This is a genomic window from Cnuibacter sp. UC19_7, assembly GCF_042699995.1.
In the GTDB taxonomy this organism is placed as follows: Bacteria; Actinomycetota; Actinomycetes; order Actinomycetales; family Microbacteriaceae; genus Cnuibacter.
The window spans coordinates 2235550-2256761 of record NZ_CP170560.1 but is presented as its reverse complement, the minus strand read 5'-3'; the positions used below and the strand labels follow the sequence as shown (position 1 = coordinate 2256761).

Sequence of the window (21212 nt, the reverse complement as noted above, 5' to 3'; positions counted from 1 at the left end):
TTCACCTCCCTTCGTGGTGTTCGTCGGCGTCCATCACGGGGAAGGCGCTGAGCTGGATCTGAACGGGCCTCGATCCCTCGATGGGTCGTTCCTTCTGGTCGCGGTGATCGTCGATGAAGTCGTCGATGGTCTTCTGGAGCCGACTGGTGAGATCGGCGAGCTGTTCGACCGTGACCTGTGCGTTGCCGGTGCTGATGGCGGAGGCGTCGATCCACGCGGCGGGGAGTTCGTCGTCGCCTCGCCGGACGAAGTCGTCGAGCAGGGTCTGGCGGTTCCGATTCCACTCCGAGAGCACGATGCCGCTCGCTGCCCGCGCGGCCGAGGTGTTCGGGAGGTGGCCGACCTCCAGCGAGATGCCGCCGGGCACACGATCCCACCACCGCTCCCGCGCGGACCCGCGCCCCGCCACCTCGTGGATGAAGTGGTGTCGCTCGAGCTGCCTGAGGTGGTAGCTGGTCGACCCCGAGGACTCGCCCAGTCGGTCGGCCAGGCTCGAGGCCGTCTGGGGGCCGTAGGTGGTGAGCACGTCGAGGATGCGCACCCGTAGCGGATGCGCCAGCCCCTTCAGCGACTCCATGTCGAGGGTGCGGTGCAGAGCCCCTGGCGTCGCGTCCTCTTCACTCATGAGTGCAAAGATACCTTTGCCAAGGTTGCTTTGCAAGGGTTTCTTTGCGACCTCAGGCGCGGAGGGCCCAACGGCCGAGGGGCGACTCGACGAGGCGGTCCTCGATGCCGGCGGCCAGGAACGCCGCCCGCGTCGCGGCAGCGTCGTCGGCGAAGTGGCGCCAGCCGTCCTGGTGGGCGACCACGACCCGGGGGCTGCCGAGCACCTCGGCGGCGGCCGCCACGCGGGTCGACGTGAAGGTGAGGGGTCGGTCGTCGAATCTCGCCGGGACGTGAGCTCCACCGCCGTTGAGAACGGCGACATCCGGTCGGATGCGCGAGGCGACCTCGACGACGGCGGCGAGCGAGGCGTTGTCGCCGCCCACGTAGACGGTGGGCGCCTCGGGCCCTGAGAGCAGGAATCCGGTGACCTCGCAGTTCACCCAGCCCTCGGGTGTGATCTCGTCGGCGGGGCCGTGGAGCGCGGGGGTCGCGGTGACGGTGAGGCCCGACGGATGGTCGACCGACTCCCACGCACGCAGCCCCCTCGCGTGCTGCCCGAGTCGCGTCGCCGCCGACGGGGTCGTCACGATCGTCGGAGCCGCCTCGGCGATCGCGCGGCCCGACTCGTCGAGGTTGTCGGCGTGCTCGTCGTGGCTGACCAACACGAGGTCGACGGAGCCCAGCGCCTCCGCCGGCACGGCGGGCCCCTGGGTTTTCACGAGGCGCCCGTAGTCGGTCGGCGGGTCGAATGTCGGATCGACGAGGATCCGCAGCCCCGCGAGGTCGATGACCACCGTCGGGCCGCCGATCACCCCGATCCCGAAGCCCGCCCTCGCTGCGCTGATCGCGTTCGTGTCCGCCATCCCCTCAGGATGCCACGCCCCTCGTCGTGCGGGTCTGGGTGGCGGTCAGGTCCGGCGGAGTGCGACCCCGGCGCGCAGTTTCAGTCCGTCGGCCGCGTCCGGTCCGCGACGAGCTCGGCCTTGAATCCGGCGGAGTTCTCCAACCAGCCCGCGTAGTGGTCCGCTCCACCGGCGTGCGGGTAGCGGTCCTGATAGAGCGGTCGCCACCCGTGCTGCTCGGCCTCCGCCATGGTGGCGTCGACGCGATCAGGGGATCCTGCCTTGAACGCGAGATGGTTCACTCCGGGTGATCGTCGATCATGGGTCGTCCCCGTCAGGTTCGGCGACGTCGTCAGGGTCAGGTACGCCCCACCGGCGGCCCACGACTCACCGCCCGCCCATTCGTCTGCACGATCGAACCCGAGCTCGCGGAGCAGCCAGCCCCACTGATGTCGGGCTTCCGCGAGATCCGCGACCCACACTTCGACATGATGGAATCCGGCCATGACCTCGAGTCTCTCAGCCCCGCGGTACCGTCGCAGGGTGGGCGTCTCGCTCTCACCGCCCTCAGCGTCGGAGTTCAAAGCGCTCTACGACGAGACGGGGTGGGCCGACTGGGATCTTGAGCGCTTCGAACGGGCGCTGACCGGGAGCTGGGTCGTCTGCACTGTTCGAGATGATGCAGGTCGTCTGATCGGTGTGGGGAGGCTCATCAGCGATGGAGTTCTTCACGCGTTCGTGACCGAGATGATCGTCGCCGAGGGTGCCCGCGGTGCGGGTGTCGGCGGACAGATCCTCGACCGTCTCGTGGAGGAGGCTCGTCGCCGTGGCGTCCACGACATCCAGCTGTTCGCGGCGTCGGGTCGAGCGGAGTTCTACGAGCGTCACGGCTTCGTACGCCGACCCGACTCCGGGCCGGGCATGGACGTGTCCCGGGAGTGAGGGATCAGCGCCAGGCCCAGGGCCAGGTGCGCCCGTGTCGGCCACGATGTGACGCTGTCGACGTGACGAGCGCCATCCGCGTGCCTCCCGGGGTGCGGGCGGTGAGGCATGGCACCGTGGGTGCATGGCAGCAGGTGGACCGGGGGACCATTGGCGTACCGATCTCGTGAACTTCGGCGCGGAGGCGTTCGGTGAGCCGGTCGACTCCCTGATCAGGGACATCCTCCGGCTGGGCGGACACCGGCTGCTCGACGATGACGCACCGCTGGGTCGCAGGCTCTGGGCGCTGTGGCCGACCTGGGCGGTCGGCGTCGACGTTCCGGCGGACCTCGAGAGAGACCTGCGTCACACCCGCGACGGCCTTCAGCGTGAGGCCGCGGAACGGGGTTGGGAGGCGCCCGAACCCGATGACCTGTTCGCGCGCCTGCGCCGACTCGAGTCGGAGCTCACGAGCAGGGGACGCGAGGATGTCGCGCTGCGGCTTGCGGATGCGGTCGCGGCGGGAGCGACGGGTACCGAGGTACTCATGCGGCTCAGGTCGGTCCTGCAGAGCGAGAGGACATCCGGCGCGGCACTGGATCCGTCACTCGCCACCCAGATGGAGGCCGTGGTCGAGGAGGTCAACACGCTGCTCTCGGCATGAAGACTCCCGTCGGCGCCGCCGCGAGAGACGACAGGGCCGGCTCTGCGTTAGGTTAGCTATACCTAACTTGAGGAGACGCCCCCCATGTCCCGTGCCCCTCGGCTCCTTGCCGTGACCGCCGCCGCCCTGCTCACGACCGCGCTCGCTGCCTGCTCGTCTGGAGCGGGCTCGTCTGAGTCGACTGCCGCATCGGATGGGTTCACCCCGATCACGATCGAGCACGCGCTCGGCACCACGACGATCTCGGAGAAGCCCGAACGCGTCGCCACGGTGAACTGGGCCAACCAGGAGGTGCCCCTCGCGCTCGGCGTCGTGCCCGTGGGCATGGCGGCGGCGAACTTCGGCGATGACGACGGCGACGGGATCCTGCCCTGGGTGTCCGAGCGCCTCGACGAGCTGGGCGGCGAGAAGCCCGCGCTCTTCGACGAGACGGACGGCATCGACTTCGAGGCGGTCGCCGACACGAAGCCGGACGTGATCCTCGCGGCGTACTCCGGTCTCACGCAGGAGGACTACGACATGCTGAGCGAGATCGCACCGGTCGTCGCCTACCCCGAGACCCCCTGGGGCACCTCGTGGCGGGACATGATCGAGTACAACGCGAAGGGCATGGGGATGGAGAAGGAGGGCACCGCCCTCGTCTCGGACCTCGAGGGCCAGATCGCCGACACCGTCGCCTCGCACGAGGGTCTCGCCGGCAAGTCGGCCATGTTCCTCACGCACGTCGACCCGGCCGACCTCAGCCAGGTCAGCTTCTACACCACGCACGACACCCGGGCCGCGTTCTTCGAGGACCTCGGCCTGATCGCACCGCCCAGCATCGCCGCGGCCTCGGCGACCACCGAGAAGTTCTCGCTCACGCAGAGCGCAGAGCAGGCGGATGCGTTCAGCGATGTCGACATCATCGTCACCTACGGCGATGACGAGCTGGTGAAGACCCTCGAGAGCGACCCGCTGCTCTCGCAGATCCCCGCGGTCAAGAGCGGCGCGATCGTCAGCCTCGACGGATCCGGACCCCTCGGCACCGCGGCGAACCCGACGCCGCTGTCGATCTCGTGGGTGCTCGACGACTACCTCGACCTTCTGGCCGGCGCCGCTGCCAAGGTCGCGTGACCGCGACTGCCGCATCCGCACCTGTCGCCTCGGGTGTCGCCGCCGTGCGGCGCCCGAGGCGACGGCGTGCGCTCGCACTGATCGGATCGGTCGTCGTGCTCGGCGCCTTCGCCGCCGCGTCGATCCTGGTGGGGTCGCGTGAGGTGGGGATCGACGACGTCCTCGCGGCGCTCGGCGGCTCGATCGAGGGCTTCGACCGCGCCTCGATCGCGACGCGGATCCCCCGCACCCTCCTGGCGATGATCGCGGGCGCCGCGCTCGGCGTCTCGGGGGCCGCCATGCAGGGTGTCACCCGCAACCCGCTCGCCGATCCGGGCATCCTCGGCGTCACGATGGGGGCCTCGCTCGCCGTCGTCTGCGCGATCGCCTGGTTCGGGCTGTCGTCGGCGACGGTGCAGATCTGGATCGCGATCGGCGGGGCCGCGGTCGCCGCGGTGTTCGTCTACGCCGTCGGATCGCTGGGGCGCGGCGGGGCGACCCCGTTGAAGCTCGCCCTGGCTGGAGCGGCGACCTCCGCGGCCCTGGCTTCGTTCATCAGCGCGGTCGTCCTCCCGCGGGCCGACATCGGCGAGGCCGTGCGGTCGTGGGAGATCGGCGGCGTCGGCGGCGCGACGATGGCGAGCATCCAGCAGGTGGCGCCGTTCCTCGCGGGCGGCTTCGTGCTCTGCCTGCTCTCGGCGAAGGGGCTGAACTCGCTCGCCCTCGGCGACGAGCTGGCCGCCGGGCTCGGCGAGCGCGTCGCGCTCACGCGAGGGCTGGCCGCGCTCGGATCCGTCGTGCTCTGCGGCGCCGCCACGGCCGTCACCGGCCCGATCGCGTTCGTCGGACTCGTGGTCCCGCACGCCTGCCGTCTGCTCGTCGGGGTCGACCACCGCTGGCTCATCCCGTTCTCGGCGGTCGTGGGGGCCGCGCTGCTCACGGGCGCGGACATCCTGGGCCGGATCGTCGCACGGCCGAGCGAGATCGACGTGGGCATCATCACGGCGCTCATCGGGGCGCCGGTGTTCATCTACCTCGTGCGCCGCCGGAAGGTCGGGACGCTGTGAGCGCGACGACAGTGCTCGTCCGGCGCTCGCGACACCGGCGCTCGGCCCGGTCGCGTGTGGTCGTCGGCGTGCTCGCGGCGCTCATCCTCGCGATGATCGTCGTCACCGTGCACATCGGCCAGACCGTGTACTCGACCTCCGACGTCGTGCGGGTTGTGCTCGGCGACGACGTGCCCGGGGCCTCCTTCACGGTCGGCCGACTGCGCCTGCCGCGGGTCGCCCTCGCCGTGGTCGCCGGGTTGTGCTTCGGCCTGGGCGGCGTCACGTTCCAGACCATGCTCCGCAATCCTCTCGCCAGTCCCGACATCATCGGGATCTCGAGCGGCGCGAGCGCGGCGGCGGCCTTCGGCATCGTGATGCTCGGCCTCGGTGGAGCGAGCGTCTCCGTCCTGGCCATCGTCGCCGGACTCGTCGTCGCCGTGGCGGTGTATCTGCTCTCCTACCGGGGCGGCGTGGCCGGCACCCGGCTGGTGCTCATCGGGATCGGCGTCGCGGCGATGCTCAAGAGCCTCACCGCCTGGGTGCTGTCGCAGGCCGGGCAGTGGGATCTCCAGGAGGCCACACGCTGGTTGACGGGCAGCCTGAACGGCGCATCCTGGGATCAGGTGCTGCCGGTTCTCGCGGCACTCGTCGTCCTCGGGCCCCTGCTGCTCTCGCAGGCCCGCGACCTCTCGGTGACGCGGCTCGGAGACGACACGGCCACCGCGCTGGGCGTCCGGGTGGGATTGACCCGACTGATCGTCGTGATCGCCGCCGTGGGACTGATCTCCTTCGCCACGGCCGCGGCCGGGCCGATCGCGTTCGTCGCGTTCCTGGCCGGCCCGATCGCCGCGCGGCTGGTCGGCTCGGGATCCGCCCCGCTCGTCACCGCGGGGCTCGTCGGAGCCCTGCTCGTCCTCGTAGCGGACTTCGCCGGACAGTTCGCCTTCGGCACCCGCTTCCCCGTGGGCGTCGTCACCGGAGCGCTCGGCGCCCCGTATCTGATCTACCTCATCATCCGCAGCAATCGAGCAGGAGGCTCGCTGTGACGCACGGCCACACGATCGAGGCGATCGACCTCACCCTCGGCTACGGCGACCGGACGGTCATCGACGCCCTCGACCTCCGTATCCCGCCCGGTGCCGTCACCGCCATCGTCGGCGCGAACGCGTGCGGCAAGTCGACGCTGCTGCGCTCGATGTCGCGCCTGCTCTCGCCGCGCGCCGGATCCGTGGTGCTCGACGGTGAATCCGTGCACCGGATGCCCACCAAGCGTCTGGCGCGGGTGCTCGGCCTGCTCCCCCAGTCGCCGGTCTCGCCGGAGGGCATCACGGTGTCCGACCTCGTCGGCCGCGGCAGGCATCCGCACCAGAGCGTGTTCTCGCGCTGGAGCGCCGCCGACGACGACGCTGTGGCCGAGGCGCTCGACGCCACCGACATCGCCGAGCTCGCCGACCGCGCCGTCGACGAGCTGTCGGGCGGGCAGAGGCAGCGGGTCTGGATCGCGATGGCCCTGGCCCAGCAGACCGACCTGCTGTTCCTCGACGAGCCGACCACCTTCCTCGACGTCAGCCACCAAGTCGAGGTGCTCGACCTCCTCGCCGACCTCAATCGCTCGCGAGGCACCACCGTCGTCATGGTGCTCCACGACCTCAACCTCGCCGCCCGCTACGCCGACCACCTCGTCGCCCTCGCCGACGGCGCCGTCTACGTCGCCGGCCCGCCCGCCGAGGTGCTCACCGAGTCCGTCGTCGAGCGCGTCTTCGGCCTCCGCAACCGCATCATCACCGACCCCGTGTCCGGCACGCCCCTCATGATCCCCATCGGCCGCCATCACTCCGATCAGACGTAGACAGGGTCGCGGGGGGCCGGCTCCGGCCATTGGCCCCATGCGCGGGACCCCTTCGGCCGCCTCAGACGAGCACGCCGCGGAGCGCCTGCTCGGTGCGCGCCCGGGCCGCCGCCTCGTCGTCGCCGTAGCGGTCGGCCCCCCAGGACAGCAGTGTCGCGAGCTGGAAGAGGGCCTCCGCCGTCGCGCCGGGATCGGCGGCCCCGGCGGCCTGCGCCTCGCGCAGGAGCGCCTCGGTGTGCTGCTGCAAGGGCGCGCACGCGGTCGCCAGGGGCGACGCGGTGTTGAGCGCATCGATGACCGCCTCGGGCAGCCCGTGCCAGGTGCGCAGATGCCAGACCAGCTCGATCAGCCACGCCTGCAACGCCTCGGCGGGCTGTGGGGACCCGCGGCGGCGCTCGGCGTCCTCCCCGATCGCGCCGATGTCGCGCTCGATCGCCGCGAACACGAGCTCGTCCCGCGTCGGGAAATGACGATACAGCGTGGCGCTGCCGACGCCGGCGCGACGGGCGATCTCATCGAGCGGGGCGAGCACACCCTGTTCGATGAACACTCGACGAGCGCTGTCGAGGATGGCGTCGCGATTGCGGAGCCGGTCCTTGCGCATCGACGGCGGGGCCGCCGAGCCCTGTGCTGACCGCGTACCCATGCCGTCATCCTACCCGAAACGGACTGACTCCCCACTTGAGCTTGAAAACGGGGACACTCCCCGTTACGGTCGAAACGAACTCAGTCCCCGTTTCGAAGGAATTCCCTCAATGCCCCACTCACTGCAGCCGCGCCCCGCCCAGGATGTCCGGCGCCGCCCCTTCGCCACCCCACACCCCATCACCGCGTCCGCATGGGTGCTCGAACATCCGATGCGGCACGACGACGAGCAGGTCCCCGCCACGTCGCTCCTGTTCGTCCCGTTCGGCCCCCCGCCCGAGGCGGGCTGGCCGCTGCTGGCGTGGGTGCACGGCACGACGACCGGCGGCGCACCCGATCGAGCGCCGAGTCTCTCAGAGACCCTCGACGGCGGCCTCACCGGCGACGGGTACGTCACCGACTACGTCGACGCCATCGATCGGATGCTGCGAAGCGGCTTCGCGGTCGTCGCTCCCGATCTCGAGGGTCTCGGGCCGACAGCCGCAACGCCGCACCCGTACTACGGCGCGGACAGCCTCGCTCGCTCGGTGAACGGAGCCGTCCGCGCTGCTCGGGACGTCGAGCCGAGCCTCGCTCGGGCGTGGGGTGTGATCGGGCACTCCGAAGGCGGCCACGGGTCGCTGGCCACCGAGTCGCTCGCACACGAGCTCCCGGACGCTGATCTCGTTGGGACCGTCGCCTTCGCGCCCTTCACCAGCGTGACCGCGATCGTCGACTACCACGGCGACCAGGCAATCCGGCATCCCGAGGAGGCGTTCGACCACGTGGTGCAGCAGAACTTCAACGTCGCGCTGATCGCCGCAGGCCTCCGGGCCCTCGACGACGGGTTCGACTTCGGCTCCGTGATGGGGGTGGACCTGGCCGCGGTCATGCCGACGCTCACGGCCACCGGATCGGTCGGCATCGTCAGTGCGATCGCCGACAGCATCACACGCGCCTCGATCCGCGACTTCCGGGGGCTACGCCCGGGATGGGATCTCGTCCCCACCGTGCGTCGCTTCCTCGAACGCAACGACCTCGCCATCATGCCGCGCTTCCGGCCGGAACGCCCGACGCTGATCCTGCAGGGCGACGTCGACGTCTCCGTCCCGGAGCCCATCACTCGAGCGTTCCTGCACAACCTGGGCCCTCGCGCACAGAACATCGCCTACCGCTGCTACCCGGGCGTCGACCACTTCCAGATCGTGCGCGAGGGCCTCCCCGCCGCGCTCGAGTTCCTCCACCACCACTTCGACGCACAGCGCTGAGACCTCGAAAGGACTCCACCATGAACGACACCGCCCCCTCCCCGGACCTGGTGCTCTGGGACGCCAGCGTGCGCGACCGCCCCCTGCAGGACCGGCTCGCCGTGGCCCGCGCGGCCGGATTCACCCAGCAGTCGGTCTTCCCGAGCCACATCACCGATTGGCTGCAGCAGGGCCGCACCCTGACCGACATCGCCCGCGAGGCACGCACCGCGGGCGTCCCGATCACGATCCTCGACCCCTTCACGCGGTGGTTGCCGGGCTGGCAGCTGCCGGCGTGGATGAACGAGGACGAGCGCGCGTTCCAGATCACCGACGAGACCACGTTCTTCGACTACGCCGCCGGGCTGCAGGTCGACAGCATGTCCGTCATCGACGGGATCGGGCAGCGCAACGACCTCGACGACGTCGTCTCCGCCTTCCAGCGGATGTGCGACCGCGCGGCGGAGCTCGACATGCGCGTGCAGCTGGAGTTCATGCCCTTCGGCAGCATCCCGGACCTGGCGACCGGATGGGAGATCGTGCGCCGCGCCGACCGCGACAACGGCGGCCTGGTGCTCGACACCTACCACTTCTTCCGCGGCTACCCCGACCTCGACCTGCTCCGTCGAGTCCCCGGCGACCGCATCTTCGCTGTCCAGCTCTCCGACGCGGCCGCCGAGGTGCAGGACGGCTCGCTCTACAACGACCAGATGCATCATCGCGAGGCCCCGGGCCGGGGAGCGCTCCCCCTGCGCGACCTGATCGACGTCCTCCGCGAGACGGGCGGGCTCCACCTGGTCGGGCCCGAGCTGTTCTCCGACTCCGCGGATGCGCTCTCGGACGACGCCCTGGCCGAGGTCCTGGCTACCAGCACTGCGGAGCTCCTGGGCTGACCGGCCGGGGCGCGAGGATCCTCGGGATCGTGGTCTGCCGCCGAGGACGGCCTCGGCGTATCCGCTGCCGCGCCCTGGGTCGTGGTCGGTCACGGGCGGGGCGGTTGATGGGTGGCCCTGCCGATGCGGGTCCGGCGGGGGAGGAGGAGGGCGGCGCCGGCGAGGAGGAGCGCGAGGGCTGCTGCGCCCGCGGCACCGACCGTTCCGCTGTCGAGGCCGGTGTCGGCCAGCCCCGCCGCCGATGCGGCTGGTGAGGAGGGTGCCGTCGGTGCGGGGGAGGGGGCTACGGCGGGGATGACCTCGATCGTGACGGTGGCGGTGAGGCCGCCCAGGGTCGCAGTGATCGTGTGCGGGCTCGCATGAGGGAACGTCACCGCGGTGCCTGCGATGACGTCCGTGTCGACGGACGAGGTCAGCACGGCGGTGCCGGTGTCGACCGGGTTGCCGGCGGCATCCGCTCCCGTGACGGCGAAGGTGAGCGTACCGCCCTGGTCCACGCTCGTCGCTGACGGGGTGATCGCGAGTGTCGCCGCAGGGCCCGCGGTGACGGTGATGGAGGCGGCGGCGGTCACTCCGTCCAGGGTCGCGGTGATCGTGTGGGCGCCGGCCCCGGAGAAGGCCACTGACGTGCCGGAGATCGTGTCGGCACGGTTGTCGGAGCTCAGCACGGCGCCGGTGGTGTCGATCGGGTTGCCGGCGGAGTCCGCGGCGGTGACCGTGAAGCCGAGGGTGTCGCCCTGGGTGACGGTGGCGGAGGACGGCGTGAGGGTGAGGGCGGCGACCGGGCCCGCGACGACGTCGACGGTGGCGGTCGCCTCGACGCCGTCGAGGGTGGCGGCGATCGTGCGGATGCCGGCGCCGGAGAACGTCACCGCCCGCCCGTCCACGACATCCGTTCGTGCGGTCGAGGACAAGGTCGCGGTGTCCGCGTTCACGGGGTTGCCGGCGGCGTCCGCACCCGTGATCGTGAACACGGTGGTGCTGCCCTGCATCACGGTCGCGGTGGCGGGTGTCAGCGACAGCGAGGCGAGCGGGCCCGCGACGACGTCGATGCTCGCGCTGGTGGACACGCCGTCCAGGGTCGCGGTCACGACGTGGGTGCCGGCGCCGGAGAACGTCACAGACCTGCCGTCGACCCTGTCGCTGCGCGTTTCGGAAGCGAGCATTGCGCCGGAGGTGTCGACGGGGTTCCCGGCGGTGTCGGTGCCGTCGACCGTGAACGTGATCGTGTCGCCCTGGGTGGCGGTCGTGCTCCGCGGGGTGATCGTGAGCGTGTGGAGGGGGCCGGCGATGACGGTGATCTCGGCGGTCGTGGTGATGCCGTTCAGGGTCGCGGTGACCGTCCGGACCCCGGCGCCGGAGAACCTGATCGTGCGCCCCTCGATGGTGTCGGTGGGTGCTGCGGTGAGGATGGCCCCGTCCACGTTCACCGGGTTGCCCGCCGCGTCGGTCCCGGTGAGGGTGAAGGCGGTCGTGCCTCCCTCGACCACGGTCGCGGTGCTAGGCGAGAGCGACAGGGCCGCCAGAGGTCCGGCGACGACTCGCACCGATGCGGACGCCGTCACTCCGTCGAGGGTCGCGGTGACCGTCCGGTCGCCGGCGCCGGAGAACAGGATCGTGTGCCCGCCGACCGTGTCGCGGCCGCCCGAGGTCAGGACCGCGCTGGAGGTGTCGACGGGGTTCCCGCCGGCGTCCGTGCCGTCGACTGTGAACGTGATCGTGTCTCCCTGGATGACGGTCGCGTTCGTCGGGGTGATCGAGAGGGAGCTGATCGGGCCGGCGACGACCGTGACCCTCGAGCCCACGGTGTAGCCCTGGAACGTCGCGGTGATGGTGTGGCTGCCGGCGCCCGAGAACGCGACCGTGTGACCGTTCAGGACGTCCGCTTCCCGGTCGGAGGTCAGCACGGCGGCGGACGTGTCGATGGCGTTGCCGTACCTGTCCGCGGCGTCGACCATGAACGCGACGGAGGAGCCCTGCGTCACCGTGACCGGCGCCGGACGGATGCCGAGAGAGGTGAGCGGGCCCGGGACGATCCTGATCGTGAACGTCTTCTGTATCAGCGTGCCCTGGACGGTCGTGGACGCCGTCACGGTGCACGGGCCGGCGACGGTGAACACCCCGCCGTCGGCGAGGGAGCAGCCGGCGAACGTGAACTCGATGCCCGGTTGTGGTGACAGCGGGGCGCCGTCGGGCCCCTTCACCGTGATCGGGAGGTAGACGTTCTCGCCGGCGGCGATGGTGAAGTCGGTGGGGACGGTCATGGTCGCAGGAGCGACGGCGTAGAGGTTCAGGAACCCCACGCTCCCGAGCGGGGAGGTGCTGGTGAACCAGCTGCCGGAGCCATCGGCCGCGGTGTTCCACGCCGTTCCCGCAGGCGCGGTCGGCAGAATGCGCGCACCGTCCGCGAACGACGGCGCCAGCACCTGGACGTCCGTGGCCGTCGGAGAGTCGAAGTGCACGAGCGTGTTGTTGCCCGTCACCATTCCGGCAGGCGGTCGGGACGACAGGGTGATGGATCCCTGGTTGTCGATCCATCCCGGACCCTCGAGGGTCGCGCCCGCTGCGGGGTCGGCGACCGAACCGACGATGCGGCCGGTTGCTCCGACCCTCACCTCGGTGCTCGTCCTCGTGCTCCTGCCCACGTAGAGGCGTCCCGACGGCAGACGCAGTGTGCCGTCGACACGGAGAGACCCGAAGTCTCCGGTCGGGGTGCCCTTCCAGCCTGCTCCGAAGGCGTTCCTCTCGGCCATGGCGACGACCTCGGCTCCCGCCCCGATGGTGAGCGAACCGCCGGAACCACCATCCGAGGAGGCCAGGGCCACCCCGCCGCCGATCGCGGTGCCGTAGATCCCGCCGGCGCTGGCCGTGAGGATCCCGCCCGTCACCGTGACGTCCGCGCCGTCGCCACCGCCGCCGCCGCCCCCCACGCCGACGGAGTCGTAGCGGAAGCCGAAGGCGTTGAGGGCGCCGGATGTCACCGTCACCGTTCCACCCGAGCCTCCTCCGGATGCTCCGCCGACAGCCGCGGCCTGCACGCCTCCGTAGGCGTCCACCGTGCCGCCCTCGACGTTGAGGGTTCCCGCGTCCGGACTGGCGAGCTGGCCCGAAAGGGTGCCGCCGATCCCCGCGCTGAAGGATCCCCCGTAGGCGTTCACCCTTCCTCCCCGAACGGTCAGTGTCGCCTCCGACGTGCTGATGCCGGCCTGGCTCGAATCGCTGGCGTCAGCGGTGAGGGTGCCGCCGCTGCCGTCCGTCGGGCCGGTCACGGTGAACTCGACGCCTGTGCCGAGTTGGACGTTCAAGACCGAGAGGTCGTGGGTGCTCAGGTCGAGCGTGGTGTCGCACTCAGCGGTGATCCCGGTCTCGGGTTGAGAGATGTCGGCGCCCAGCACGATCGTGTTCGGAGCGGACCCGCAATCGCCGAGTGCGGCTTGCAGTCCGGCGAAGGTCGTCACCGTGGACGTCGCCGCGAAGCTCGGGGCGGCGGGGACGGCGACCAGGAGCCCCGTCACCACCGCCAGGGCGGCCCATCGAGCACTCGCCCGCGGTGTGCTGCCCGTCGGCTCGGTTGACAGTCCTCGACCCATGCGAGCTCCCCGTTCGTGCTGTCCCTCGCCCGCGGATTCGAGGGAGATCGGGCTGAAGCTAGCAGATCGGGTAACGCACCGGCCATCTCATTGCGGTCTGACCGTAGTGAGTTGTGGAGTTCACGACCTCGAGTCGCCGAGGAGACGGGTGATCCCGCTCTGCAGATGATCGGCGAACATGTCCGGTGTGCATCCGCATTCGCTCCGGAGCAGGAGGTAGGTCTCGTGTGAGGCCAGCAGGAAGAACTCGCGGACCATGCCCGGGACCTGTTCGTCGGTGATGATGCCGCGGTCGGCCAGCCACTGCGCGGTTCGGCGGAACTCGACCCGGCGGATCTGCCGGATCTCCTCGAACAGGATCGCGGCCTGCGGGTCTGCGTCCGAGGCAGCCTGGAACGCCGACCAGAGACCGGCGGTGCGCGCGATCGAGGATGCCAGCAGTCTCGCGTACTCCCCGGTCGCCGCCTCGAAGCCGAGCTCCTCGGTCAGCGCGACGTACGCCGGCTCACCCGCGGCGGGGAACGAGCTGCTGCTGCCCGCGAAGGCCATGTCGAACGCGGCCCGGAGAAGGCGCCGCTTCGGGCCCGCCAGACCGACGGTCTCCGCCGAGACTCCCGCACGCTCGGCGATCCCCTTCAACGTGGTCGAGCCGTACCCCTGCTCGCTGAACAGCGCTGCGGCGGCCTCCACTATGAGGGCGCGGGTCCGCTGAGCTCCGGCTGCTCGCACCGAGAGACGCCCAGACCCCGCCCGTGTGCTGTTCGGCTCCATCGTCACAGGGTCTCACGACGCCGACGCCGACGCCGACGCCGAGTCGATGGTCTTCATGTTGGACTCCGCCCACTCGCGGAGTGCTGCGATCGGCGGATACAGCGACTCGCCGAGCTCGGTGAGGCGGTAGTGGACGCGCGGCGGGGTGGTCCCCTCCACCCGGCGTGCGACGAGTGCGTCGTGCTCGAGCGATCGGAGGGTCTGGGCCAGCATCTTCTGCGAGACGCCGGCGGCTCTGCGCTTCAGTTCGGAGAAGCGCAGCTCGCCCGGTGAGGCGTCGTGGAGTTGGATCACGATCATCGCGGTCCACTTGCTGCCGATCCGGTCCAGGAGTCGGCGGGTGGGGCATGCGGGATCGAACAGATCCCCACGGTTGCCCAGCGACCCGGTTCCCTCGAGGGAACCGGGTGAGTGGAAAGTGCCGTCTTCCGGTGGCATCGATGGCTTCCTATCGTGACTTGGTATCCAAGAGAAACCTAAAGGAGACGTCATGACCGCGTCCACTACAGTCGAGTCCGACGGAGCACGACTCCACGTCGTCACCGAGGGCGAGGGGCCGGCCGTCCTGCTGCTGCACGGCTTCCCGCACACCTGGCGGGTCTGGAGCGCGGCCATCCCGGCGCTCGCCGCGACCCACCGCGTGATCGCCCCCGATCTGCGGGGGCTCGGCGACAGCGACCGGGCGGCGTCGGGCTACGACGCACGGAGCCTCGCGCGAGACGCGCTCCGCATCCTGGACGCACTCGACATCGAGACCACGGCGGTCGTCGCGATCGATGCCGGAGTGACCCCCGCGTTCCTGCTCGCGCTCGAGAATCCCGATCGGGTGGATCGCCTGGTGCTGATGGAGGGCATGGTCGGCGCCCTGCCGGGAGCCGAGGCCTTCCTGCGCGGCGGACCTCCGTGGTGGTTCGGCTTCCATGCGATCCCGGACCTCGCCGAGACCGTCCTCGAGGGGCACGAGCCCGAGTACGTCGAGTACTTCCTCCGCATCGGAACACACGACCGTCGTGGAGTGGACTCTGAGATCCGCGACGCGTTCGTGGCGGCCTATCGTGGACGAGACTCCCTCCGCAGCGCGTTCGAGCACTACCGCGCTCTTCCCGCCACTGCGGCGCAGGTCGCCGACGCGGTCCGGACGCGCCGGCTCGTCATGCCGACGCTCGCCCTCGGGGGCGGAGTCGTGGGCGGGGCGACGGCCGCCCAGCTCGAGCCTCTGACCGATCACCTCGAGGCGCGTCTGCTCGCGGACAGCGGCCACATCATCCCGCTCGATCGCCCGCGGGAGCTGCTCGAGATCCTGCATCCGTTCCTGCTCGGGTAGGGGACGGCTCCTCGCGAGAGATCGGCATGTCTGCCGATGGGGCTCCTCACCGTCGCGGCGTGCACTGGGTGGTGTCCGGATCTGGACGCACGGGAGGAGTGATCATGAAGGCAGTGGTGTACGAGGGGCCGCGGGATGTCGTCGTCAGAGACGTCCCGGACGCCCGGATTGAACGACCTACGGATGCGTTGATCCGCATCACGACCACGAACATCTGCGGATCCGATCTGCACATGTACGAGGGCCGGACGGACTTCGAGACCGGCCGGTGGTTCGGGCACGAGAACCTGGGCGAGGTCATCGAGGTGGGATCCGGGGTCGACAAGGTCAAGGTGGGCGACTGGGTCGTCGTGCCGTTCAACGTCGCCTGCGGGCACTGCAAGAACTGCGAACGCGGCCTGACCAACTACTGCCTGACGGCGCAGCCCGAACCGGCCTGGGCGGGCGCAGCCTACGGCTTCGCCGACATGGGCCCCTGGGCGGGAGGGCAGGCGGAGTTCCTCCGCGTCCCCTGGGCGGACTTCAACTGCCTGCGCCTGGGTGAGGACGCGGAGGAGCGGGCGAACGATTACGTGATGCTCGCCGACATCTTCCCCACGGGCTATCACGCGACGGAGATGGCCGGTGTGAAGCCGGGCGACCAGACCGTCATCTACGGCGCGGGGCCGGTCGGTCTGATGGCCGCGCTGTCGGCGACGATCCGAGGTGCGAGCAAGGTCATGGTGGTCGACCGGCATCCCGACCGCCTGGCGCTCGCGGAGTCGATCGGGGCGATCGCGATCGACGACTCCGCAGTCGACCCCGTGGAGGCGGTGCTCGAGCAGACGATGGGGCTCGGCGCCGACAACGGCTGCGAGTGCGTGGGGTACCAGGCGCATGAGCCGGATGGCGAGGAAGAGGCGGACCTCACGATGAACCGCCTCGTCGGCTCGGTCAGGTTCACGGGCACGATCGGATGCGTCGGCGTGTTCGTGCCGCAGGATCCGGGCGCGGCCGACGACCTGGCGAAGCAGGGCAAGCTGGCGTTCGACTACGGCATGTTCTGGTTCAAGGGTCAGAAGCTGGGCAGCGGACAGGCTCCGGTGAAGCGCTACAACCGTCAGCTGCGCGACCTCATCGCCGCGGGGAAGGCGACCCCGTCGTTCGTCGTCAGCCACGAGCTGCCGCTCGACGAGGCGCCGGATGCGTACCGGCACTTCGACGCCCGCGACGACGGCTGGACCAAGGTCGTGCTGAAGCCGGGCGCAGGCACCTGATGGCCTCCAGGGACCCGTCCCGGGGACGCCGTCCCGATCGATCGGGGCGGGGCCCGACCCGGAGGGAGTACTTCTGGCAGATCCACAGCCTGTGGCTCGTGCCGATGATGTGCATCCTCGGCGGCGCGCTGGTCGCGGCCATCACGCTCTCCGTCGACCACGCGGTCGGCTACGACGCGCTGCCGAGCAGCGTGCTCGGCACCCCCACGGCCGTGCAGACCATCCTCAGCACGGCCGCCTCCTCGATGTTGACGCTCACCACGATCGTGCTCACGGTGCTCACGCTCGGTGTTCAGCTGGCGATGCAGCAGTTCTCACCGCGCATCGTGCGTGCGCTGCTCGGCGACAGGGCGAGCCAGTTCTCCCATGGACTCTTCGCCGCCACGTTCCTCTTCTGCATGATCGCCGTCGCGCAGGTCGACGACACCGCGGAACCCGGCCACCAGGTACCCAGCGTGACGGTGGCACTCGGCTACGTGCTGCTCTTCGCCAGCCTGATCGTGCTGGTCGGCTACGTGCACCATGCCGGGCAGTCGTTGCGGGTGGCGGGCCTCATCGACGTGGTCGGCGACAGCCTGCAGAGCGAGATCGACCGCTCCTTCCCCGCGCAGGGAGCCGTCCCCGCCGAGGACGACGTCGTCCCGGCCGCCGAGTCAGGGGTCGTCGTGATGCTGGACCACCGGCGGCTCGTGGAGGAGGCTCGCCGGAGCGACGTCCGTCTCGAGATGCTGGCCGCGGTGGGAGACTTCGTGCCCCGGGGCGCCCCCCTCGTGCGCCGGACGGGGGAAGGACCCGTCGACACCCGGGCGGTGCGGCGCGCCGTCGTGCTGGACAACGAGCGCAGCCACGTCGGCGACGCCGCCTACGGCCTCCGGAAGCTCGTCGACATCGCGGAGCGGAGCATCGCCTCCAGCCCGCATCAGGATCCGGCGACCGCGGTGCAGTCGATCGACCGGCTGCACGATGCCATGCGCCAGCTCTGCGTCCGCCCGCTGAGCGAGAGCCTGCATCGGGATGCTGAGGGCACCGTCCGTCTGGTCACGCGCGAGCTCTCCTGGCCCGGCTACGTCGCCGTCGCGTTCGACGAGCTCGTCGACGTCGGTTCGTCGTCACCCCTCGTGGCGCGACGACTGCTGGCGGCGCTCGACGATCTCCTCGCGACCGCTCCTCCCGAGCGGCGGGGAGCCCTCAGGGAGCGACGCGATCTGCTGGTCGACGCCTCCGACGACAAGATCATCGCTCTCGCTCCGGACGTCCAGGGACTCGGCTCGGGGCCGGACCTCCTGGCCTGAGGGGCCGCGTACTCCACGGAGGCGACGGCGCCGTGTCCGCCGTCGTGCTCGGCGTGTGGAGGCACGAGCGCAACCCCCTATCCGATCAGGAAGGAGACGACGAGCATCGGACACGACGGGGCCAGCCCGGTGACTCGCGGGCCCTCGTACCATCCGAGGCAGCATCCGAGGCGATCGGAGGACACCATCACCTCTCTCGACCACCATGCCGAGCAGGTCTCTGAACGGGATCCCCTGGGCAAATGGGTGACACCGGTGGCATCGATCATGGCGGCGAGCAGCCTGCTTCGAGACGTCTACGCGGGGATCCTCGTGATGCGCGACGGGGGGCTGGTCCGGCTGTCCGGATTGCGCGGGGATCCGCTGCTCGAGAAGACGTCGACGCTCCTGTCGTGGATCCGTGGTGGAGGGGGAGACGGCGAGACCCACGCGGTGTTCCTGTGGCCCGGCCGGGACGAGCCGACCGCACACGTGCGCGTCACCCGCCTCCGGATGGACGCCGACCCACCCTCCAGTCTCCTGTTCCTCTCGCCATCGGGCGATCGTCACGGCCTCACGGCGCGCGAGTTCGAGGTGCTCGGCGGCATGATCGACGGCTGCTCGAACGCGCAGATCGCGGATCACCTCACGGTCGCCCAGCGGACCGTCGCGACGCACATCGAGCACATCCTCGCGAAGCTCGGGTCGCCCACCCGCACTCATGCAGCCGTGCGGGCGCAGCGCGAGGGGCTGTACGTGCCGCTGATGCAGCCCTCGGCGGACTCCTGAGTGGAGTGGACCGATGGGATTGTCTCTTCTCCGCGGTCGATTGGGAAGGCCCCCGCCCCGGATGAGGTGCGTGCCTAGCGTCGGGCATATGGACAGAGGGGCCCGGCGGTAGAGATCTCTCGGGCCCCCAAGACGAAGGAGAAGCTCATGGGTGTGAAGACAGCCGTCGCCGTCGGCGCGGCGGGCGTCGCGGCCGGCCTCGTGGCCAGGTCGCTGGTGAAGAAGAAGTCGGAGCACGACGGCGACGGACGGCACCCCGAGGGCTGGAAGTCGGTGACGGTCCTGGGCGACCCCGCCGCGTTCGAACAGGACGGCTACCCGCCGCCCCTGCAGCGGTTCGTCGAGGCTCTGGAGGTGCGAGTGCAGCCGGCCCCCGGCGACAAGGGCTTCGAGGTGCACGCGCGGATCAAGGAGGGTGTCGAGGCGGAGTCGTTCGGTGACGAGGATCCCGAGAAGGCCCTGCGGACGGCGCTGCGGGACGCGAAGCAGGTGTTCGAGACGGGCGAGGTGCTCCGCTCCGTGCCGCGTCCTCACGGGGAGCGGCCGACGACGCTGTTCGGCGCGGTCGTCGACAAGGCCGAGGACGACGCGAAGGGCGAGGGTGTGCTGTGAAGGCTCTGTGCTGGACCGGAGTGAACGAGCTCTCGGTCGAAGACGTCGACGACCCGGAGATCCTGAACACGCAGGACATCATCGTCAGGGTCATCCTCACGACCTCCTGCGGGTCGGATCTGCACCTGCTGGGCGGGTACGTCCCCACCATGCGCGCCGGTGACGTGCTCGGCCATGAGTTCATCGGCGAGGTCGTCGAGGTGGGCTCCGCGGTGACCAAGCACAGCGTCGGCGACAGGGTCGTCGTGTGCTCCTTCATCAGCTGCGGGAAGTGCTGGTACTGCAAGAACGAGCTCTACTCCCTCTGCGACAACGGCAACCCGAACGCCGCGATCCCCGAGATGCTCTGGGGTCAGGCGCCCGGCGGATGCTACGGCTACTCCCACGCGCTGGGCGGGTGGGCGGGCAGCCACGCGGAGTACATCAGGGTCCCGTACGCCGACCAGGGCGCCTTCCCCGTGCCGGAGGGCGTGTCCGACGAGCGAGCCCTGTTCGCGTCGGATGCCGCCCCGACCGGCTGGATGGGAGCCGACCTCGGCGGAGTCAAGCCCGGCGACACGGTGGCCGTCTGGGGTGCCGGCGGGGTCGGGCAGATGGCGGCTCGCGCATCCCTCCTCCTCGGTGCCGAACGGGTCATCGTCATCGACCGGTTCCAGGAGCGGCTCACGCAGGTCGAGAGCGTCATCGGCGCCGAGACCATGAACTACGAGACCAGTGAGGTGCTGCCCGAGCTGCGGGAGCTGACCGGAGGTCGCGGGCCCGACGTGTGCATCGAGGCCGTCGGAATGGAGGCGCACAGCGACCGGATCGACTTCGCCTACGACCAGATCAAACAGCAGCTGCGGCTCCAGACCGACCGGCCCACGGCCGTGCGCGAGGCGATCTTCGCGGCTCGCAAGGGCGGGAGCGTCTTCGTGCTGGGCGTCTTCGGCGGCGTGGTCGACAAGTTCCCGCTCGGGCCGCTCATGAACAAGGGGCTCACGCTCCGCTCGGCGCAGCAGCACGGACACCGGTACATCCCGATGCTGCTGGAGCGCATGTCACGCGACGAGCTCGTCACCGAGCACCTCGCCACCCATGTGATGCCGCTCGAGGAGGGGCCGCAGGGGTACGCGATGTTCAAGGACAAGACCGACGGATGCGTCCGGGCCGTGTTCAAGCCCTAGCACTCCGCCCCTTGCGCGGCGGATCTGGCACTCGCGGCGGCTTGCGTCCCTCTGGAGCCGCCACAAGCGTCAGATCCGCTGCGCGCGGGCCGTGAGTCTGACTCCGACACGCCCGCGCGCGGTCGAGGGGTCGACCGTGCGTCCGCTCTGCACCATCTCGGCGCGACCCTGTGCCACAAGCCGGCGGGCGGCCCGCCGCATCCCCTCCCGCTCGCGCGACGCCCCGCTGCCGCCGGGTTCCCTGGCCTCGGTCGACATGGCCTCGGTCACCGCGTCGAGATCGACGATTGCCCGACGCGGAGCGTGGCGGAGCTCGTCGAGCAGGCGCCGTTCGAGCTCTCGATCGTGCTCGGTGACCCCGCGTCGACGGCACGCGTCGGAGCAGTAGCGCACGTCGTCCCAGGACTGCGCCCACTTCGCCCTCCACGCGAACGCCCGGCCGCACGATTCGCAGACCTTCGTGCTCCCGGGTCCCTCCCGCTCCGGCCGCGAGGCCCCGCTCCTCGTCCGGCCCATGTCCGCAAGTCGAGCCCACATCCGCCCCACCGGCAAGTGCTCTACGCCGATGCGGTGCCGGTCGGCGAGTGCGGTGGGATGATCGGGGTCAGGGGGCTGAGGGGCTCTCGTTGAGCGTCACGACAGCAGG

22 protein-coding genes are annotated in these 21212 nt (G+C 70.5%); 14 read left to right on the top strand and 8 right to left on the bottom strand.

The features are described from left to right. Position 1: 1 nt before the first annotated feature. From ACFJGV_RS10720 to ACFJGV_RS10710, 3 genes are all read right to left on the bottom strand, one after another. Positions 2-625, bottom strand: a complete 624-nt coding sequence (locus tag ACFJGV_RS10720; protein ID WP_378143910.1) for a helix-turn-helix domain-containing protein — start codon at positions 623-625, stop codon at positions 2-4. Positions 626-677: 52 nt separating this feature from the next. Continuing rightward, on the bottom strand, positions 678-1469 hold the full coding sequence (locus tag ACFJGV_RS10715) for an MBL fold metallo-hydrolase (RefSeq protein WP_378143909.1): 792 nt from the start codon (positions 1467-1469) through the stop codon (positions 678-680). A gap of 80 nt (positions 1470-1549) precedes the next feature. Beyond that, positions 1550-1954 carry a VOC family protein gene (locus ACFJGV_RS10710; RefSeq protein WP_378143908.1) on the bottom strand — a complete coding sequence of 135 codons (405 nt, stop codon included), beginning with the start codon at positions 1952-1954 and terminating at the stop codon, positions 1550-1552. Between ACFJGV_RS10710 and ACFJGV_RS10705 the strand changes: the two genes are divergently transcribed. The 6 genes from ACFJGV_RS10705 to ACFJGV_RS10680 all read left to right on the top strand — a co-directional run bounded on the left by ACFJGV_RS10705 (position 1953) and on the right by ACFJGV_RS10680 (position 7023). Further along, positions 1953-2390, top strand: coding sequence for a GNAT family N-acetyltransferase (locus tag ACFJGV_RS10705; protein WP_378143907.1), 438 nt, complete (start codon positions 1953-1955; stop codon positions 2388-2390). The two genes, ACFJGV_RS10710 and ACFJGV_RS10705, sit on opposite strands and share 2 nt — an antisense overlap. Before the next feature lie 124 nt (positions 2391-2514). Further along, positions 2515-3033: a hypothetical protein gene (locus tag ACFJGV_RS10700; protein WP_378143906.1), complete on the top strand. Its 519-nt coding sequence runs from the start codon at positions 2515-2517 to the stop codon at positions 3031-3033. A gap of 84 nt (positions 3034-3117) precedes the next feature. After that, entirely contained in the window at positions 3118-4146 is a 1029-nt protein-coding gene (locus tag ACFJGV_RS10695; protein ID WP_378143904.1) for an iron-siderophore ABC transporter substrate-binding protein, read from the top strand. Continuing rightward, the gene (locus tag ACFJGV_RS10690; protein ID WP_378143903.1) at positions 4143-5192 is read left to right on the top strand and encodes a FecCD family ABC transporter permease; all 1050 of its coding nucleotides are present in this window, start codon (positions 4143-4145) and stop codon (positions 5190-5192) included. The genes ACFJGV_RS10695 and ACFJGV_RS10690 overlap by 4 nt, the downstream gene beginning before the upstream one ends. Further along, positions 5189-6220, top strand: coding sequence for a FecCD family ABC transporter permease (locus ACFJGV_RS10685; protein WP_378143902.1), 1032 nt, complete (start codon positions 5189-5191; stop codon positions 6218-6220). Before ACFJGV_RS10690 ends, ACFJGV_RS10685 begins: the two co-directional genes overlap by 4 nt. After that, positions 6217-7023 carry an ABC transporter ATP-binding protein gene (locus tag ACFJGV_RS10680; protein WP_378143901.1) on the top strand — a complete coding sequence of 269 codons (807 nt, stop codon included), beginning with the start codon at positions 6217-6219 and terminating at the stop codon, positions 7021-7023. The genes ACFJGV_RS10685 and ACFJGV_RS10680 overlap by 4 nt, the downstream gene beginning before the upstream one ends. Positions 7024-7084: 61 nt before the next feature. On the opposite strand, the gene ACFJGV_RS10675 is transcribed toward ACFJGV_RS10680, so the two are convergent. Continuing rightward, a complete protein-coding gene (locus tag ACFJGV_RS10675; protein WP_378143900.1) occupies positions 7085-7669 on the bottom strand; it encodes a TetR/AcrR family transcriptional regulator in 585 nt (194 codons plus the stop codon). A gap of 109 nt (positions 7670-7778) precedes the next feature. Between ACFJGV_RS10675 and ACFJGV_RS10670 the strand changes: the two genes are divergently transcribed. Then, the gene (locus ACFJGV_RS10670; protein WP_378143899.1) at positions 7779-8915 is read left to right on the top strand and encodes a lipase family protein; all 1137 of its coding nucleotides are present in this window, start codon (positions 7779-7781) and stop codon (positions 8913-8915) included. 20 nt (positions 8916-8935) lie between these two features. Continuing rightward, positions 8936-9787: a sugar phosphate isomerase/epimerase family protein gene (locus ACFJGV_RS10665; RefSeq protein WP_378143898.1), complete on the top strand. Its 852-nt coding sequence runs from the start codon at positions 8936-8938 to the stop codon at positions 9785-9787. A gap of 89 nt (positions 9788-9876) precedes the next feature. Here the strand turns inward: ACFJGV_RS10665 and ACFJGV_RS10660 are convergent, their stop codons facing one another. The 3 genes from ACFJGV_RS10660 to ACFJGV_RS10650 form a co-directional block, all read right to left on the bottom strand. Further along, the gene (locus tag ACFJGV_RS10660; RefSeq protein WP_378143897.1) at positions 9877-13377 is read right to left on the bottom strand and encodes a beta strand repeat-containing protein; all 3501 of its coding nucleotides are present in this window, start codon (positions 13375-13377) and stop codon (positions 9877-9879) included. 120 nt (positions 13378-13497) lie between these two features. Continuing rightward, entirely contained in the window at positions 13498-14148 is a 651-nt protein-coding gene (locus ACFJGV_RS10655) for a TetR family transcriptional regulator (RefSeq protein ID WP_378143896.1), read from the bottom strand. A 12-nt stretch (positions 14149-14160) separates the two neighbouring features. Further along, positions 14161-14586, bottom strand: coding sequence for a winged helix-turn-helix transcriptional regulator (locus ACFJGV_RS10650; RefSeq protein ID WP_378143894.1), 426 nt, complete (start codon positions 14584-14586; stop codon positions 14161-14163). A 52-nt stretch (positions 14587-14638) separates the two neighbouring features. On the opposite strand from ACFJGV_RS10650, the gene ACFJGV_RS10645 reads away from it, so the two are divergent. The 6 genes from ACFJGV_RS10645 to ACFJGV_RS10620 all read left to right on the top strand — a co-directional run bounded on the left by ACFJGV_RS10645 (position 14639) and on the right by ACFJGV_RS10620 (position 20566). Continuing rightward, the gene (locus ACFJGV_RS10645; protein WP_378143893.1) at positions 14639-15472 is read left to right on the top strand and encodes an alpha/beta fold hydrolase; all 834 of its coding nucleotides are present in this window, start codon (positions 14639-14641) and stop codon (positions 15470-15472) included. Between the two features lie 104 nt (positions 15473-15576). Next, positions 15577-16728: a glutathione-independent formaldehyde dehydrogenase gene (locus ACFJGV_RS10640; protein WP_378143892.1), complete on the top strand. Its 1152-nt coding sequence runs from the start codon at positions 15577-15579 to the stop codon at positions 16726-16728. Next, positions 16728-18020, top strand: coding sequence for a DUF2254 domain-containing protein (locus tag ACFJGV_RS10635; protein ID WP_378143891.1), 1293 nt, complete (start codon positions 16728-16730; stop codon positions 18018-18020). Before ACFJGV_RS10640 ends, ACFJGV_RS10635 begins: the two co-directional genes overlap by 1 nt. 255 nt (positions 18021-18275) lie before the next feature. Continuing rightward, the gene (locus ACFJGV_RS10630) at positions 18276-18788 is read left to right on the top strand and encodes a response regulator transcription factor (protein WP_378143890.1); all 513 of its coding nucleotides are present in this window, start codon (positions 18276-18278) and stop codon (positions 18786-18788) included. A 147-nt stretch (positions 18789-18935) separates the two neighbouring features. After that, positions 18936-19400: a hypothetical protein gene (locus ACFJGV_RS10625; RefSeq protein WP_378143889.1), complete on the top strand. Its 465-nt coding sequence runs from the start codon at positions 18936-18938 to the stop codon at positions 19398-19400. Then, positions 19397-20566, top strand: a complete 1170-nt coding sequence (locus ACFJGV_RS10620; protein ID WP_378143888.1) for a zinc-dependent alcohol dehydrogenase — start codon at positions 19397-19399, stop codon at positions 20564-20566. The genes ACFJGV_RS10625 and ACFJGV_RS10620 overlap by 4 nt, the downstream gene beginning before the upstream one ends. 69 nt (positions 20567-20635) lie before the next feature. Here ACFJGV_RS10620 and ACFJGV_RS10615 read toward each other — a convergent pair whose 3' ends face one another. Further along, positions 20636-21082 (bottom strand): DUF2256 domain-containing protein, encoded by a 447-nt coding sequence (locus ACFJGV_RS10615; RefSeq protein ID WP_378143887.1) that lies wholly within the window; start codon positions 21080-21082, stop codon positions 20636-20638. Between the last annotated feature and the right edge of the window lie 130 nt (positions 21083-21212).